The sequence below is a fragment of the Fructobacillus papyriferae genome (assembly GCF_018437225.1).
Classification (GTDB): Bacteria; Bacillota; Bacilli; order Lactobacillales; family Lactobacillaceae; genus Fructobacillus; species Fructobacillus papyriferae.
On record NZ_JAAMFI010000001.1, the window covers coordinates 119,393 to 134,320 of the forward strand.

The window sequence follows — 14,928 nt, forward strand, 5'->3', positions numbered from 1 at the left end:
AATGCAAAGGAGAAATGATATGGCTTTTCAAGAACAATTTTCAATCAACGATTTGGGCACTTTCAAGATTAGCCCATCGATTAAGAAATTCACGCTGATGGATCTTGGCTTTGTCGTCAACAACGCAGGTGCCTTCGTCATGAAACGGTCCTTGCAACCGGAAAAGCCGGTGGATCAGGCCATCAGCCTGAAGGTTGTGGTCAAAAAAGATTTGTCCTCCTTAAAGGTGGACGTTGTCGGTGCTGCTGGTGGATCAGTCGATATCAAAAAACGTGATGACAGAGCGGAAATGACCGAACTCGTTTCGTTCTTCTTGAAAGAACTCGTTGATCGCCAAGTTTTGGAGCAAGTAGCATGACAACTTTTTACTTTGTCCGTCATGGCCAAACAGAATGGAATTTGGAGAAGCGCTTTCAGGGGGCCCAGGGCGATTCGCCTTTGTTGGCTTCCTCCTATGAGGATATGGGAAAAGTCGGTACTTTCTTGAAAGATAAAGGCATTAGCCGTGCCTTTTCATCGCCTTTGCCCCGTGCAAACAAAACTGCCCAGACGATCGTTTCTCATTTGCCAAAGCAGCCGAAGTTGTCCTTGCACTCAAACATCGTCGAGGTTGGCCTTGGGGACTGGGAAGGGCAGAAAAAAGAAGATGTGGCGAAGAACTATCCGAAAGCCTATGACATTTACCAAAATCACTTAGAAGAATTTGAAGGGCAGGGCTTTCACGGCGAAGGGTACACTAAAGCCGTGCGACGCTTCCGACGTTTTATCGAGCAAGTCGCCAAGGATTATCCAGATGAATCCGTTTTGATCGTGGCCCACGGCCTGATTTTGACCTTTGGCATGACCAATCTTTTGGAAGTGCCACGAGAAGAAATTCGTTTTCGCCTGGGTGGTTTGTCCAACACATCGACAACGACCATCCAATCGACCGACGGGAAGCACTTCAAGCTCATTCAGTGGAACCAAACGGACTATCTGGGCAAGGAACAGGACGCGTCAACAACGATTTAAAGAACAAATGGTACTTTTTTGTACCGTACATAGCAAAAACAGAGTAGGACGAGATGGTAAGAACGATTTCTGAGGACAATCAAGTACAGGGCATTCTGCAAAACGTGATTTTTGCGGCCAATGATTCCTACTTTAAGATTCTCTCCATCCAGGTTGCAGACAACGATTTCGACTGGGGTGAAGACGAAATCATCGTGACCGGAACCTTTGCTTCGGTAAAACCTGGCTCGAGCTACGCCTTCTTTGGCCAGCTGACCAACCACCCACGATACGGCCAGCAGTTCCAGGCGGCTCGTTATGAAAACCAGGTAGCGACCGATGAAAAAGGGCTGATTGCTTTCTTTTCGTCTGGCGACTTTGCCGGAATCGGGAAGAAAACGGCCGAAAAGATCGTTGATGCTTTGGGCGAAGACGCCTTGGACAAGATTTTGGCAGACCCTTCGGTTTTGACCGGTTTGTTGAAGCCAAAGGTAGCTGACAACTTGGTCGAGACCTTAAAGAACAATATGGGATTGGAACGTCTCTTTGCATTCGGACACAAGGTTGGGCTGTCGGCGGATCTCGCTGGCCGGCTCTTCGATCAATATGGCGAAGAAGCTCAGAAAATCATTGCGGAGCAGCCTTACCAGTTGGTCTACGATGTCGATGGTCTGCCTTTCAAAAAAGTCGACGAAATCGCCCGTAAGGCCGGGTTCGACGAAATTAGCCCCGAGCGGTTGAAGGCCGGTGTCTTTTCGGCCATAAAAAACGCCTGTTTTTCAAACGGCCACACTTATTTGACCGTTGAGCAAAGTCGCCAAGCAGCTTGGACGATGTTGGGAAATGCCTTGGTCGACCCGGAAAGAAACATCGATGCCGCTTTGGGCGCCTTGGTGGCGGAACACCACTTGGCTTATTTCGAAGGGGCTTATCAACCGCGCGATTTAGCCGTGGCAGAAGAAACGGTCGCAGACAAAGTGATCGAATTGTCCGAGAAAAAATCAGCAATTTTGACAAATGAGGAAGTGGTTAACGCTGCTTTTGTCGTGCCAGACCAACTCCAGCTGGACGAGATTCAAGAAGAAGCAGTCAAAAAAGCCCTGGCCAGTCAACTTTTTGTCTTGACGGGTGGCCCTGGAACGGGAAAAACCACCGTTACTAAGACCCTGATCAAAACCTGGGAGGCCTTGGTTAAGAAGCAGGCGCGAGAAGAGAAAAAAGATCAGGACTGGCTGAAAGAGCAGCGCGTTCGGCTCGCGTCACCAACGGGCCGTGCTGCTAAGCGCATGACGGAAATTACGGGTTATGAGGCGACGACGATTCACCGATTACTTGGTATTTCGGATGGGGATGATGCTGAATTTGATGCGGATCATCCACTTTCCGGTGGCCTTTTGGTGATCGACGAGGCGTCGATGCTAGATAGTGATTTAGCGGCGGCCCTTTTTACGGCTATTCCAAAGACAATGCACGTCGTTTTGGTCGGCGATGCTGACCAATTACCATCGGTTGGGCCAGGAAACATACTGGCGGATTTGATTAAAAGCCCAATGGTCGATCACGTCGCTTTGCAGCGAATTTACCGTCAGGGGAAGGGCTCGTCCATTTCGGAACTGGCCGCGGCTATTAATGACGGAAAACTGCCCGCTGATTTTTTGGAAAAGAAAAAGGACCGGTCAACTTTTTTGACAAAAACGCCACAGGTTCCTTCAGCAGTTGGTCAGGTTTTGTCTTCTGCCATCAAAAAAGGCTTTTCGGCTGATCAAGTTCAAGTTTTGGCACCGATGTACAAAACGCAAGCCGGTGTAAATGCTTTAAATCAGCTTGCACAGGATCTTTTCAATCCGGTTGAGGCAGGCCAAAAGACCTTGCAGTATGGGGACACCTTTTTTCGCCTTGGCGACAAGGTGTTGCAGCTTGAAAACGATAGCGAACGTGACATTTACAATGGTGACATGGGAGAGGTTGTGGCGGTATATAACCAATCGGATAAGGGGGTTTCTTCCGATGCTTTGGTTGTTGATTTTGCCGGCCAAGAAGTCTGGTATACACCAAAAACATTGAACCAGTTAACATTGGCCTATGCAACGACGATTCATAAGGCCCAAGGAAACGAATTCAAACTGGTTCTTCTTGTTTTGAGTTCACAATTTAAAATCATGCTCAATCAAAATCTGGTGTATACGGCCATTACAAGAGCTAAAGAAGCGTTGGTCATGGTGGGGGACTATGATGCCTTTTTGTATGCGGCAGAACACGAAGTGCCCGCTCGGCAAACTAAGCTCGGCTTACTACTTTCAGGAAAGAGTAAACCTTCTGGTCAGGCAATCAAGAAAAGAAAAAAAGCGCTTAAGGAGACAAAGACGCAACAGTCCGAAAAAATGCCTCCCCTTCAATCGAACCAGTCGTCTCCTGACACTTTTAAGAGTCAGACAACAGCAAAAAAGGGGCAAAAAGAACCTGACACTGCTCAACCTGATTTGCTGCCAAACGCCCTGACGGCCAGTCATTTAGCAGCAAACATCGACCCCATGATCGGGATGGCTGACCTTTGTCCTGCTGATTTTATGCCCGAACAATCAGAAATTTAGTATAATGAAGAAAGTAAGCGCCCCCTTTGATGATTGTGGGCCGCACAAAAGTTTGAAAGAATCCATTTGGAGCCATTATGACTGTTAATCCAAAATTTCGCCTTTTTGATTTAGGCATTAACGAAGACTTTTCAAAAAAAGTTGCTGAAAAAATTGGCGTGCCCCTGTCGCCCGTTGACATTCGCACCTTTGCCGACCGTGAAATTTATGAACGCATTGTTGAGTCCGTTCGCGGGATTGACGTTTACGTCATTGCCCCAATCGCGGACCCAGTGAACGAGAACTTCATGAAGTTGATGATTTTTATCGATGCGGCCAAACGAACGTCGGCGAAATCCATTAATGTCATCATTCCCTATATGGGCTATGCCCGTTCTGATCGTAAGACTCGGTCCCGTGAACCGATCGCAGCCCGGTTGTTGGCTGATATGCTGCAGGATCAAGGAATTAAGCGTGTTATGACTATGGATTTGCACACGGCGCAACTCCAAGGCTTTTTCGATATACCGGTTGACCATTTGTTGGCTTTGCCAGCCCAAGTTGACTATTTGGAAAAGTCGGGGTTGACGGGGCAAGACGTGGTCTGCGTGGCTTCTGGTCCATCAACGTTGAAATTAGTACAACGGTTGGCCTCCGCAATCAATAGTCAGTGGGCCATCATCGATCAGGATCGTGATCCGAACCAAGAAGCCCGTGTAACAGGGCAAGTTGCTTTAAAGCATGCCATTATTGTGGCTGATATGGTGGATACGGGGCAGACGATGATGAAGGCTGCTTCTGCTTTGAAACAAGCTGGAGCGGCTGAAATCAATGGCTTGGCCACCCACGGCGTTTTCTCGGACCAGGCCTCTGAAAAATTGCAGGCGTCTGATTTGGATCGACTGATGGTTTCGGATACGGTGGCCATTCCAGCGCACAAACAGTTTGCCAAATTGGAAGTCATCTCAGTGGCTCACCTGTTTGCGGAAGCCTTGCAGCAGGTCATTGAGCAAAAGTCTTTGGCAAATGTGCTCTTGCCAGCAGACGAGCGGAAGGATTAATTCATGAAGCAAGTAGACTTAATTAAGTTAGCTTCGCCTGAATGGTCTCCCCTTCTTGAAGAAGCGGGCATTCGCTGCTCGCAGTACGGCGCTTATTTGGCCTTTTCAGCCGACGGAAAGGGGCAATTTTCGCTCTTTTTCGACGATGATTATCCAGTGATGACCTGGACATTGTCCGTTGATGGGCAAGATAAAGAAGATCTCGAAGTGACGGGTCGCGAATTAACTTTCTTTTTGGAAGCCGGCCGGCATGATTATCAATTGACCCTGAACCAATGGGCAACGGGCCAAGTCGCTTTTTGGCAGACGGGCTTGACCATCATGGAAGCGCGCTACATGGGGGAAGGAGACCTTACGGCTAGCCTGCCAAATGAAAAACAGCAGGCAGCCAACCCTTATTTGACTTTTGTTGGGGATTCGATTGTGGCTGGTGAAGCGATGGCGGGACTTAACCACGATCGCCACCGTCCCACGCAATCCTTTCCGGCATTGGTGGCAAGGGCGCGCAATAAGCCGTTGAATCGCATCGCCTATGGGGGAACCGGCCTGACAACATCAGCGCCGTTCCAAGAGCCAAAGGCCATTGATGCACTTTGGCGGGTAGGAGAAGATTTACCACGTCGTCGTGTCCAAAGTGATCAAGTCGTCGTGGCCTATGGGTTGAACGACGCCAACTATGGTGCTTCAGAAGACGACTTTGCCTTTGGCTTACGGGTTTATCTACTCGAGTTGGTGAAGCGTTTCCATCAGGCACACTTTTATGTGTTGACGCCATGGAATGGTAAGTTTTCAGCCATTTTTAAGAAAGAAGCCGCGCGTTTTGACTGCTTTACCATCGTTGATACGACGGATTGGGGCATTCAAACCCGGCCGCACCATCCAGGTATCGAAGATCACGAAAAGATCGCAAAGAAATTAATCAGTATTTTATAGGAGGAAGTAGAAATGGTTTACCAAGCAGCAGAAGATCGTTACGAGAAGTTGCCTTATCGGCGCGTGTCGGACTCCGGTTTGATTGTGCCGGCCGTTTCCTTTGGCCTTTGGCGGAACTTGGGGGACACGATGCCCCTTGAAAACTCGCGTAATGTCATCTTAAAGGCATTTGATTCCGGAATTTTCTCGTTTGATAATGCTTTTAATTACGGCCCAAACAATGGGACGGCCGAAGAAACCTTCGGACAGGTGTACAAGTCCGACTTGAAGCCTTACCGTAACGAATTGGTTATCACGACAAAGGCCGGCTACCACATGTGGCCCGGACCTTTGGGCGAGTTTTCTGGTCGAAAGACCTTGATCAATGCCCTGGACACATCTTTAACAAAGATGAACTTGGACTATGTCGACATTTTCTACGCCCACCGTTATGACCCGAACACGAATTTGGAGGAAACGGCTCGCGCCTTGGATCACTTGGTCAAGCAAGGAAAGGCGCTTTACGTCGGCGTTTCTAACTACACGGCCGAACAAACCAAGGCGATTGCCGAAATCTTCAAAGATTTGGGCACGCCCTTCATTGGCAACCAAGTGTCTTATAACATGTTAAACCAGCAGGAAAAGGAATCTGGTTTGCTCGACATTTTGGACGAGCACCACGCTGGACTCTTTGCCTACGGTCCTTTGGCGGAAGGACTCTTGACCGACCGTTACCTGAAGGGCATTCCGGACAACTTCCCAATCCACAAGACGAACGGTTTCCTCTTTGACGACGGTCGTGACGCTTTAGTAAGCAAGTTGAATGCTTTAAATGACATGGCTTCGAACCGAAATCAGACGCTTTCTCAGATGTCTTTGGCCTGGCTTTTGCAAGATCGGCGTGTGGCTTCCGTTGTTATCGGAACGTCCAACGCGGATCATCTGGCAGATAACCTGGCCTTTACCAAGAATCTCGACTTTACGGCAGATGAATTGGCGCAGATCGAAAAGATTATTAAGGGTTAAGCGACTTGCCAAATAAAAAACTGGCCATTTCGGCCAGCTTTTTTATTTGCTTAATGGCGCTAGATTACTGGAAGTGATCAGCGCGTTTGGCGATTCGCCTTTGTCTTGAGTCGGCAAGGGCTGACCAATCTGTTCTCGGGCACGCGCGATGACTGTCTCAGCCGCCTGCACCCCAGCTGTTACCCGATAAAAGTCGGCTAAAAAGCCGTGTTCAGATCGAAATTCTGACAAAGAACGTTCGATAACGCCTCGTTCAGCTGTGGCTTCGATGACCGAGAGGTCAGCAGCCGTTTCAGTTTCTGGTTCAGCAATAATTGCGACGTGAACGTCACTCGTTTTTTAAAGATTTGTGGTGCTTTTGTCGATTGCCTGCTCTAGATCTTTTTTGCGTGGCCGTACAAAGGCTAAATCGGCGGTTTTCAGATTTTTGGGAACGCGTGTTTTCTTCATGGTAGCTCCTTTGTATGAATAGGATAACAGAGGGGGACGTGACACCGTAACCTTTTTCTTGTGAGCTTTCCTACCGGAACGCATGGCGGGAAATCGGAAAAACGAGTACAATGAATATTTGTGAGAAAGAGTTGACGAAGGTTAACTTGAAATTGGAGTATCGTAAATGGAAAAGAAATTAACTTGGCGCCAGAATCTACTGATGGTGTCCTTGATTTTCGGCATGTTTTTTGGAGCGGGAAACTTAATCTTCCCGGTTCATTTGGGGCAGTTGGCCGGAGCCGCATGGGGGCAGGCCACCTTTGGCTTCATCCTGTCAGCGGTTTTGCTGCCATTGTTGGCCCTAGTGGCCTTGGGAGTAACCCGGTCGAGTTCAGTTTTTGATCTAATTAAGCCGCTTGGTCCAAAAGTTTCAATCATCTTCGTGGTGGTCTTGCATTTTTGCTTGGGACCGCTTGTGGTCGCGCCTCGAACGGCGACGGTGGCTTATTCCTTCTCGATCGAGAGTTGGTTGCCAGCCGCCTATCAAGAAATTGGCTTAGTCATCTTTTCATTGATTTATTTTTTCTTAGTTTACTGGGCCTGCCTACGTGCTGACTCGATTACGTCAGTGATTGGTAAATACCTCAACCCTGCTTTCTTAATTTTGCTTGGCGTGGTCTTCGTTTTGGCCCTCGTTTGGCCAATGGGCGATCTACACCAGCACGTGACCTCTGCGTATCAGTCCGCGCCCGTCTTGTCTGCTGCAATTGAGGGTTATAACACAGTCGATGCATTAGCATCGCTTGTTCTTGGTGTCGCCATCGTGCACGCCATTGAGGGGATGGGCTACCACAAGCCCGCCCACGTGGCTAAAATTATTGTTAAAACCGGAACCTGGGCGTTGATTGGTTTGTCTCTGGTTTACGTTGGCTTGATTCTGTTGGGTACGACCTCTCTTGGAAAAGAGAACGTTTCGGTCAACGGGGCGATTGCCTTAACGCAAATTATGACCAATTACTTCGGTTCCTTTGGCCAGGTTTTCTTGGCCGTCATGGGACCGGTTGCGGTCTTTACCACCGCAATGGGTGAATCATCATCCTTTGCTCATGACTTTCACCGGGCCTTTCCAAAGGTGTCTTACGAACGCTGGCTTGGTTTGGCCGTTGTGATTGCCTTCTTGGTGGCCTTGCTTGGTTTGGATAAGATCATCGAATGGGCGGTGCCGGTTCTTTTGATGATGTATCCCGTGGCCATCGTATTGGTCTTCTTGAACCTGGTTTCACCATGGTTGGGCCGCACCAAGGCGCTCTTCAATTGGTCGATTGGACTGACCTTGATTGGGTCGATCGGGGATGGCTTGACGCACGTCCCATTTGCCAAGGCGCTTGGTGGTTTTGTCAGCTATACGCAAAATGGTGTGGCGCACACCGGTTGGTACCAGGCGCATGTCTTTTTGGCTTCCGAAGGCTTCTCCTGGTTGCTCTTTTCTGCCGTTGGTCTGATTATCGGGCTTTTGGTGCAGTTCATGAGGCAATCGCCATCGGTTGATCAACCACCCTTTGCGGATTAATCAAAAAACAAAAAAGCGGTCCTTGTTTGAAACAAGGATCGCTTTTCGTATGGCTTATTTTTCTTCTGCTTCATTCAAAATCCGGTAGGCGAGTGATTCGGACATGATCAAGTCGGTTAGCATATGCCCACGTAATGCCCCGATGGCTGCCTTTGTTTTGGCCTTTGAACGGACAACACCGATACGCTTTTTCACGCTCATAATCGTGTTCAGTGCCAAGCCAACTGTCTTATCTGTGTCTTCGTTCAAGAAGTGCCCGTTGATATCGTATGGCCGGCCGTAAATCATTCCGGCCACTTCGCCCAAACGAACGTCTGGGAAGAGACGGTTGAGGTTTTGATTCCAAATGGCAATGGATTCCAAGGAAGCGATCGTGCCAAGACCGGTCAACACCGTGTCCATTTTCTTGGCAACATCCATCGTCCGCTTAATGGAGACCGCATCGTAAAGGCCGTTTCGCACCATGTTATCGGAAAGGTAGAGTGGGGCAGGCAAGGTCAGGAATTCGCCAGCAACCTTCTTGGCTGCATGTTCGACGATGCGAACACAACCGGCAGTCGAATTGTACTTCATGTTTTCGCCGATAAATTGAGTGAATTTGACTTGCTCGAGTGGGTTAGTGGTAATGGCGTCGATGACAGAATACATCGTTTCACCCCAGCTGACCCCGACGACATGTGGTCCCTTTTCCAAATGGCTAACCACAAAGTTAGCGGAATAATTGGAAAGCAGCTCTTCAGTTGCCGTTTCCGTGGCGTCATCCTGAATAATGTAGCAGGCGGTTTCTGGGAACTTTTCCTTGAAGATTTGTTCTAACTGCGAGTTGCGGGAAGCAGTGGTGGCCACTTCAATTTTCACAATTCCCGTCTTAACAGCTTCGTTCAAATATTTGTTAATCAGGTAACGGGAAATATGATATTTTTCAGAAATCTCTCCGAACGCTAACTTATTCAAGTAGTAATCTTCTGAAATCTGTGCGAGTAGACCTGGATCCGTTGTTGGCATACAAAAATTTCTCTTCTCTTTCAAATTTTAATCGGTTTCCCCTAAAATTTGGGTGAGGGACCGAAGCGGTTAAGCTTATTTTACACTATTATTCCTTATTTTTACAAAAAATGGCTATAATTTTACTTATTTGTGCTCTTTAAAAATATTGAACCATTTTAAAAATTGAAAATAAAATAAAAAATCGTGATATTTCAAAAAATATTAACAAATTTTCTTTACTTCGGCCAATCGGCGATTTAAAATGACTTTATAGAAGTCTACACCATCCACTTTGAGGGGGAAACATGGCGGATTTAAACGAAGTCAAAGCGTTACACGCAGCCCACACGGGCGTTTTAGAAGTCCAGGGGACCTTTTCCATTAAGGATCCAGCCGATCTGGCAAAGGCCTACACGCCAGGCGTTGCTGGGTTAGCCAAGGATATTGAAGCGAATCCGAAAGACCAGGGCAAATACACGGTGTCTGGAAAGTTGATCCCAGTGATTACCGATGGTTCAGCCGTTCTTGGGTTGGGCAACATTGGCCCTGGCGCCGGTTTGCCAATTGTTGAAGGCAAGGCCTTGATATATAAGTCATTTGCCGGTGTGGATGCCATTCCGATGGCCCTAAAGCAGGAGTCGATCGATGATATCGTGATGACGATTAAGACGATGGCGCCATCTTTTGCTGGTATCCATTTGGAAGATATCGCCGCACCGCGGGTTTTTGAGATTGAAAAGCGTCTATCGGACGAGTTGGACATTCCAGTTTATCATGACGACCAGACGGGAACCGCCATTGTTGTTTTGGCCGGCTTGATCAATGCAGCCAAGGTTGTCGGCAAGAAGTTGGTTGATTTGAAGGTCGTCGTTAACGGGATTGGCGCTTCAGGTTTGGCGACTGCCAAATTGCTCTTGCAAGCTGGCATTAAGCAACAAACTTTGGTTGATATTCACGGCGTTGTTCGAGTTGATGATGACCGTTACAACCATTTTCAAAGGGATCTGGCCGGTCAAGTTAATCAAGAAGAAGGCCAACAGTTAGACGATGTGATCGACGAGGCGGACGTTTTCATTGGCTTGTCTGACCAAAACGTCCTTTCACAAGAGCAAGTGGCGCGGATGGCCGATCAAGCGATCGTTTTTGCTTTGGCTAATCCGGTGCCAGAGATCAATCCCGCAGATGCCAAAGAAGCCGGCGCAGCCGTGATTGCGACCGGTTCTTCCCAGTGGGCCAACCAGGTGAATAACATCTTGGTTTTCCCTGGGTTATTCAAGGGCTTGCTAGTTTCTGGTTTGAAGCATGTTGACCTTTCTTTGCAAATCCAGGTGGCTCAAGGATTGGCGAACTTAGTCGATGATCTAAGAGCCGACAAGATCGTACCAGGTGTCTTTGATGATGGCGTGGTCGATGCAGTGGAAAAGGCTGTCGTCGATTATGCAACGAAAGGTCAAAAATGACCGATAAAGTGGCAGAACTTTACCTTTTTAATCCGCGGGTCAAAAAGACTTGGCAAACTTTTTTGACTAAGAAAGGCATTCCCGTTTTTTCCGATCAAGAAGTTGACCAGATTGACCAAACCATTGGCCTCTTTGATGAAAAAAATCGATTGGTCGGTACCGGCTCAATTGCAGGGGAAACGATCAAATATATCGCAGTCGAGGATGAACCCAACGGTCCGGCAGGCGCGCGTTTCAATCAACTTGTTTCTTCTTTAGAAGCTAGTCTGGCACAGTCTGGCCATTTTCACCTCTTTGTTTTTACCAAACCAACTTATGAGCATTCGTTTGCGCACGTTGGCTTCAACACCTTGGCCAAGACAAAGCAGGGGTTGATCTTAGAGAAGGGGACGCCAAACATTCAAAGCTTCCGCGAACAGTTACCCAAAAAACCAAATACGGCCAAGCGTGTCGCTGCGGTTGTCTTAAATGCCAATCCCTTTACTAAGGGACACCGGTATTTGGTCGAGCAGGCGGCAAAGGAAAATGATTGGGTCTATGTGTTTGTGGTTAACCAAGACGTGTCCCTTTTTACGACAAAGGAACGGCTGGCCTTGGTCGAAAGGGGACTTTCTGATGTAAAGAACGTTTGCGTGGCAAACGGCGGCGACTACATGGTTTCCTATCTGTCCTTTCCTGCTTATTTTATAAAGGATCACGATCGGGCCATTTCTTACCAAACGACCTTAGATGCTGAATTGTTCAAAGAACAGATTGCAGGGCCACTTGGTATTCAGGTGCGCTATGTCGGAACGGAGCCGGATTCGCCTACGACAAAGCGTTATAACGAGGCTTTGCAGGCAGTATTGCCAAAGGAGGTGCTGGTCAAAGAAGTGCCACGATTGACGCAGGCGGATGGTAAACAAGCCGTTTCGGCCTCAAGTGTCAGACAGGCAATTAAAGACAATCAATTTTCTTCTATCGTGGCATTAGTGCCGAAAACGACCGCGCATTTTATTAACGAACATTGGCAGACCCTTCGGGGCAAAATGATGAAAGGACAAAATCAGCATGCAGATTAAACAAACGGCCATGGCTGGTACTTTGGAATCGTCTGATATCCAAATTATGTTGAGCCAAGGAGAAAAGGGGATCACCTTTGATTTGACCTCCGACGTCAAAAAACAATTTGGCGATGCGATTAAAAAGACGATTCAAGACGTTTTGGCGAGTTATCAGATTGATGACGTCATGGTAAAAGTGGTGGATAAGGGCGCTTTGACACCCGTGATTAAGGCGCGGGCAATCACCGTTGTTCAGCGAGCTATGGATCAAAAAGATCAACCAAATTGGGAGGTGCTTTAATGGCTTCAGATGAACGGTTGCGGCGAACCATGATGTTTGTTCCTGGTAATAACCCTGGCTTGATTAAAGACGCTGGAATCTTTGGTGTCGATTCGATCATGTTTGACCTGGAAGATGCCGTCAATATGAATGAAAAGGATGCGGCCCGTTATTTGGTTTATGAGGCTTTGCAAACCTATGATTACAATGGTGCCGAGTTGGTCGTTCGAATCAACGGTTTGGACACGCCTTTTTATGAAAACGATATTAAGGCCATGGTTAAGGCCGGCATCGATGTGATTCGCTTACCTAAAACGGAATCAGCCGACATGATTCATGAATTGGAAAACTTGGTGGAAGAAGCTGAAAAGGAATTCGGCCGAAAGGTTGGTTCGACGCATTTGATGGCGGCCATTGAATCGGCAATGGGTGTGGTGAACGCTTATCAGATTGCCTCGGCGTCGGATCGCATGATCGGGATTGCTTTGTCAGCCGAAGACTACACGACCGACATGAAGACGCATCGGTATCCAGATGGACAAGAGCTGCTTTATGCCCGTAACGTGATTTTACATGCGGCACGTGCCGCAAAGATTGCCGCCTTTGATACGGTCTTTACCGACTTGGATGATGAAGAAGGCCTAGTTCGGGAAACGAAGCTGATCCACCAGCTTGGATTTGACGGTAAGTCGATCATCAACCCGCGCCAGGTTGCACCAGTGAACGCCGTCTTCACACCGACCGAAAAGGAGATCTTCAATGCGCAAAACGTCATGGCAGCCATCGAGGAGGCCAAGAGGAAAGGCTCTGGTGTGATTGCCATGAATGGGCAGATGGTCGACCGTCCCGTTGTGCTGCGAGCCGAGCGCGTGATGAAGTTAGCCAAGGCCAACAACCTTGTTGATGCGGAGGGGAACTACCTTGAAAAATAATGTGAACCGGGAAATTCCGGATAAGATTTTAAATGAGTACCATTACGAAGATTTTCAATCGACCGACTTTTTAAATCCAGTGATTCAGCGCGTTGCACCAAAAGTGACGGCACAAGCTGGGCCATCCAAAGTGGTGGATTCGATCAAACAAGTCGTTCATGATACGGTCAAAGACGGCATGACGATCTCTTTCCACCACCATTTCCGTGAGGGTGACGACGTCTTTAATCGGGTGATGCGAGAAATTATTGATGCCGGTTATCAGAACCTCACATTGGCGCCTTCTTCTTTGACCAACGTGATGAATGACATTGTGGTAGAAGCCATCCAAAAGAAAACGGTGACCAATATCACGTCATCGGGGATGCGCGGATCATTGGGGGATGCTGTCTCCCACGGCGCTTTAAAAAATCCGGTGATCTTCCGCTCCCACGGAAACCGCGCCCGAGCCATTGAAGCAGGCGATATTAAGATCGACGTTGCCTTTCTTGGTGTGCCAAATGCCGATGAGATGGGCAATGCGAACGGGATGAACGGGGCGGCTGCCTTTGGTTCTTTGGGCTATGCCCTAATGGATGCCCAATATGCCAACCAATTGGTTTTGATAACAGATGATCTGCGCCCCTATCCCAACACGCCTGCTTCGATCAAACAGACTCAAGTGGATTATGTCGTTAAGGTGGATAAGGTCGGGGATCCTGACAAGATTGGCTCCGGGGCCACTCGCTTTACCAAAGATCCAAAGGAATTAAAGATTGCCAAGATGGTTAACGATGTGATCACACATTCGGCTTACTTTAAAGATGGTTTCTCTTTCCAAACGGGGTCTGGTGGCGCCGCTTTGGCCGTTACGCGTTTCTTGCGGCAAGCGATGATTGACAATCAAGTGAAGGCATCCTTTGCCCTTGGTGGGATCACCAAGCCAACCGTTGATTTGTTAAATGAAGGACTGGTCGACAAGGTGATGGACGTCCAGGACTTTGACAAAGGCGCGGCCTCATCGATGAAAAGTTCGCCTAACCAGCAAGAAATCGATGCTTCCTGGTATGCCGATCCAGCCAACAAGGGGGCCATGGTCGATAAGTTGGACGTGGCAATTTTGTCTGCTTTAGAAATCGATACCGACTTTAACGTCAATGTTATGTCAGGCTCCGATGGCGTGATCCGAGGAGCGATCGGTGGTCACCAGGATGCGGCCATGGCTAATTTGACGATTATCTCGGCACCTTTGGTTCGTGGGCGGATTGCCACCATTGTGCCCAAGGTAACGACGGTGATCACACCCGGTGATTCGATTGATGTGGTCGTGACCGAACTTGGCATTGCCATCAATCCAAAGCGACAAGACTTAATCGGGCAGTTAGATAAGGTACCTGGCCTACCAGTCTTGACCATTGACGAATTGCAGCAGAAAGCCGAAAAGTTGGTAGGGACGCCAAAACCGCTTGAATTTACGGATCGTGTCGTGGCTTTGGCCGAATACCGGGACGGTACGTTGATTGATGTGATTAAAGAAGTAAAAGACTAATAAGTGTCAGATAGTCTAAAAGTCGGGCAAATGGCCCGGCTTTTTGATTAGAATAACGAACAAAAAATGCTTGATTGTTTAATAAAATGATCGTCGGTATACCGATTATTCAGGTTTCTATCGACCATTGGCTATTC

At 48.1% G+C, this 14,928-nt stretch carries 14 protein-coding genes; 12 read left to right on the plus strand and 2 right to left on the minus strand.

The annotated features are described in order from the left end of the window. The first annotated feature begins 19 nt into the window (after positions 1 to 19). From G6R27_RS00635 to G6R27_RS00660, 6 genes are all read left to right on the plus strand, one after another. Entirely contained in the window at positions 20 to 358 is a 339-nt protein-coding gene (locus G6R27_RS00635; RefSeq protein ID WP_213819159.1) for a cysteine desulfurase, read from the plus strand. Beyond that, positions 355 to 1,011 carry a histidine phosphatase family protein gene (locus G6R27_RS00640; RefSeq protein ID WP_213819160.1) on the plus strand — a complete coding sequence of 219 codons (657 nt, stop codon included), beginning with the start codon at positions 355 to 357 and terminating at the stop codon, positions 1,009 to 1,011. The genes G6R27_RS00635 and G6R27_RS00640 overlap by 4 nt, the downstream gene beginning before the upstream one ends. A gap of 53 nt (positions 1,012 to 1,064) precedes the next feature. Continuing rightward, positions 1,065 to 3,581: an SF1B family DNA helicase RecD2 gene (recD2, locus tag G6R27_RS00645; RefSeq protein WP_213819161.1), complete on the plus strand. Its 2,517-nt coding sequence runs from the start codon at positions 1,065 to 1,067 to the stop codon at positions 3,579 to 3,581. Between the two features lie 77 nt (positions 3,582 to 3,658). Next, positions 3,659 to 4,621 (plus strand): ribose-phosphate diphosphokinase, encoded by a 963-nt coding sequence (locus G6R27_RS00650; RefSeq protein ID WP_213819162.1) that lies wholly within the window; start codon positions 3,659 to 3,661, stop codon positions 4,619 to 4,621. A 3-nt stretch (positions 4,622 to 4,624) separates the two neighbouring features. Next, positions 4,625 to 5,554: a GDSL-type esterase/lipase family protein gene (locus G6R27_RS00655; RefSeq protein WP_213819163.1), complete on the plus strand. Its 930-nt coding sequence runs from the start codon at positions 4,625 to 4,627 to the stop codon at positions 5,552 to 5,554. A gap of 12 nt (positions 5,555 to 5,566) precedes the next feature. After that, positions 5,567 to 6,559: an aldo/keto reductase gene (locus G6R27_RS00660; RefSeq protein ID WP_213819164.1), complete on the plus strand. Its 993-nt coding sequence runs from the start codon at positions 5,567 to 5,569 to the stop codon at positions 6,557 to 6,559. A gap of 42 nt (positions 6,560 to 6,601) precedes the next feature. Here the strand turns inward: G6R27_RS00660 and G6R27_RS00665 are convergent, their stop codons facing one another. Continuing rightward, entirely contained in the window at positions 6,602 to 6,790 is a 189-nt protein-coding gene (locus G6R27_RS00665) for a hypothetical protein (protein ID WP_213819165.1), read from the minus strand. A 385-nt stretch (positions 6,791 to 7,175) separates the two neighbouring features. Here G6R27_RS00665 and brnQ point away from each other — a divergent pair, with 385 nt between their 5' ends. Continuing rightward, positions 7,176 to 8,561: a branched-chain amino acid transport system II carrier protein gene (gene brnQ, locus G6R27_RS00670; protein ID WP_213819166.1), complete on the plus strand. Its 1,386-nt coding sequence runs from the start codon at positions 7,176 to 7,178 to the stop codon at positions 8,559 to 8,561. Between the two features lie 54 nt (positions 8,562 to 8,615). Here brnQ and G6R27_RS00675 read toward each other — a convergent pair whose 3' ends face one another. Beyond that, a complete protein-coding gene (locus G6R27_RS00675) occupies positions 8,616 to 9,566 on the minus strand; it encodes a sugar-binding transcriptional regulator (protein ID WP_213819167.1) in 951 nt (316 codons plus the stop codon). A 287-nt stretch (positions 9,567 to 9,853) separates the two neighbouring features. On the opposite strand from G6R27_RS00675, the gene G6R27_RS00680 reads away from it, so the two are divergent. The 5 genes from G6R27_RS00680 to citF are packed head-to-tail and all read left to right on the plus strand — an operon-like array spanning position 9,854 to position 14,791. Continuing rightward, positions 9,854 to 11,008 (plus strand): NAD(P)-dependent malic enzyme, encoded by a 1,155-nt coding sequence (locus G6R27_RS00680; RefSeq protein WP_213819168.1) that lies wholly within the window; start codon positions 9,854 to 9,856, stop codon positions 11,006 to 11,008. Further along, positions 11,005 to 12,069: a [citrate (pro-3S)-lyase] ligase gene (gene citC / locus G6R27_RS00685; protein ID WP_213819169.1), complete on the plus strand. Its 1,065-nt coding sequence runs from the start codon at positions 11,005 to 11,007 to the stop codon at positions 12,067 to 12,069. Before G6R27_RS00680 ends, citC begins: the two co-directional genes overlap by 4 nt. Further along, entirely contained in the window at positions 12,059 to 12,352 is a 294-nt protein-coding gene (gene citD, locus G6R27_RS00690) for a citrate lyase acyl carrier protein (RefSeq protein WP_213819170.1), read from the plus strand. The genes citC and citD overlap by 11 nt, the downstream gene beginning before the upstream one ends. Then, positions 12,352 to 13,263, plus strand: a complete 912-nt coding sequence (gene citE / locus G6R27_RS00695) for a citrate (pro-3S)-lyase subunit beta (RefSeq protein WP_213819171.1) — start codon at positions 12,352 to 12,354, stop codon at positions 13,261 to 13,263. Before citD ends, citE begins: the two co-directional genes overlap by 1 nt. Beyond that, positions 13,253 to 14,791 (plus strand): citrate lyase subunit alpha, encoded by a 1,539-nt coding sequence (gene citF / locus G6R27_RS00700; protein WP_213819172.1) that lies wholly within the window; start codon positions 13,253 to 13,255, stop codon positions 14,789 to 14,791. The genes citE and citF overlap by 11 nt, the downstream gene beginning before the upstream one ends. Positions 14,792 to 14,928: the final 137 nt, after the last annotated feature.

Coding starts and splice junctions, on each gene's coding strand:
- G6R27_RS00655 (WP_213819163.1), top strand. CDS start 4,625: ATGAAGCAAGTAGACTTAATTAAGTTAGCTTCGCCTGAATGGTCTCCC.
- citD (WP_213819170.1), top strand. CDS start 12,059: ATGCAGATTAAACAAACGGCCATGGCTGGTACTTTGGAATCGTCTGAT.
- brnQ (WP_213819166.1), top strand. CDS start 7,176: ATGGAAAAGAAATTAACTTGGCGCCAGAATCTACTGATGGTGTCCTTG.
- G6R27_RS00650 (WP_213819162.1), top strand. CDS start 3,659: ATGACTGTTAATCCAAAATTTCGCCTTTTTGATTTAGGCATTAACGAA.
- citC (WP_213819169.1), top strand. CDS start 11,005: ATGACCGATAAAGTGGCAGAACTTTACCTTTTTAATCCGCGGGTCAAA.
- G6R27_RS00635 (WP_213819159.1), top strand. CDS start 20: ATGGCTTTTCAAGAACAATTTTCAATCAACGATTTGGGCACTTTCAAG.
- G6R27_RS00680 (WP_213819168.1), top strand. CDS start 9,854: ATGGCGGATTTAAACGAAGTCAAAGCGTTACACGCAGCCCACACGGGC.
- recD2 (WP_213819161.1), top strand. CDS start 1,065: ATGGTAAGAACGATTTCTGAGGACAATCAAGTACAGGGCATTCTGCAA.
- G6R27_RS00675 (WP_213819167.1), bottom strand. CDS start 9,566: ATGCCAACAACGGATCCAGGTCTACTCGCACAGATTTCAGAAGATTAC.
- citE (WP_213819171.1), top strand. CDS start 12,352: ATGGCTTCAGATGAACGGTTGCGGCGAACCATGATGTTTGTTCCTGGT.
- G6R27_RS00640 (WP_213819160.1), top strand. CDS start 355: ATGACAACTTTTTACTTTGTCCGTCATGGCCAAACAGAATGGAATTTG.
- G6R27_RS00660 (WP_213819164.1), top strand. CDS start 5,567: ATGGTTTACCAAGCAGCAGAAGATCGTTACGAGAAGTTGCCTTATCGG.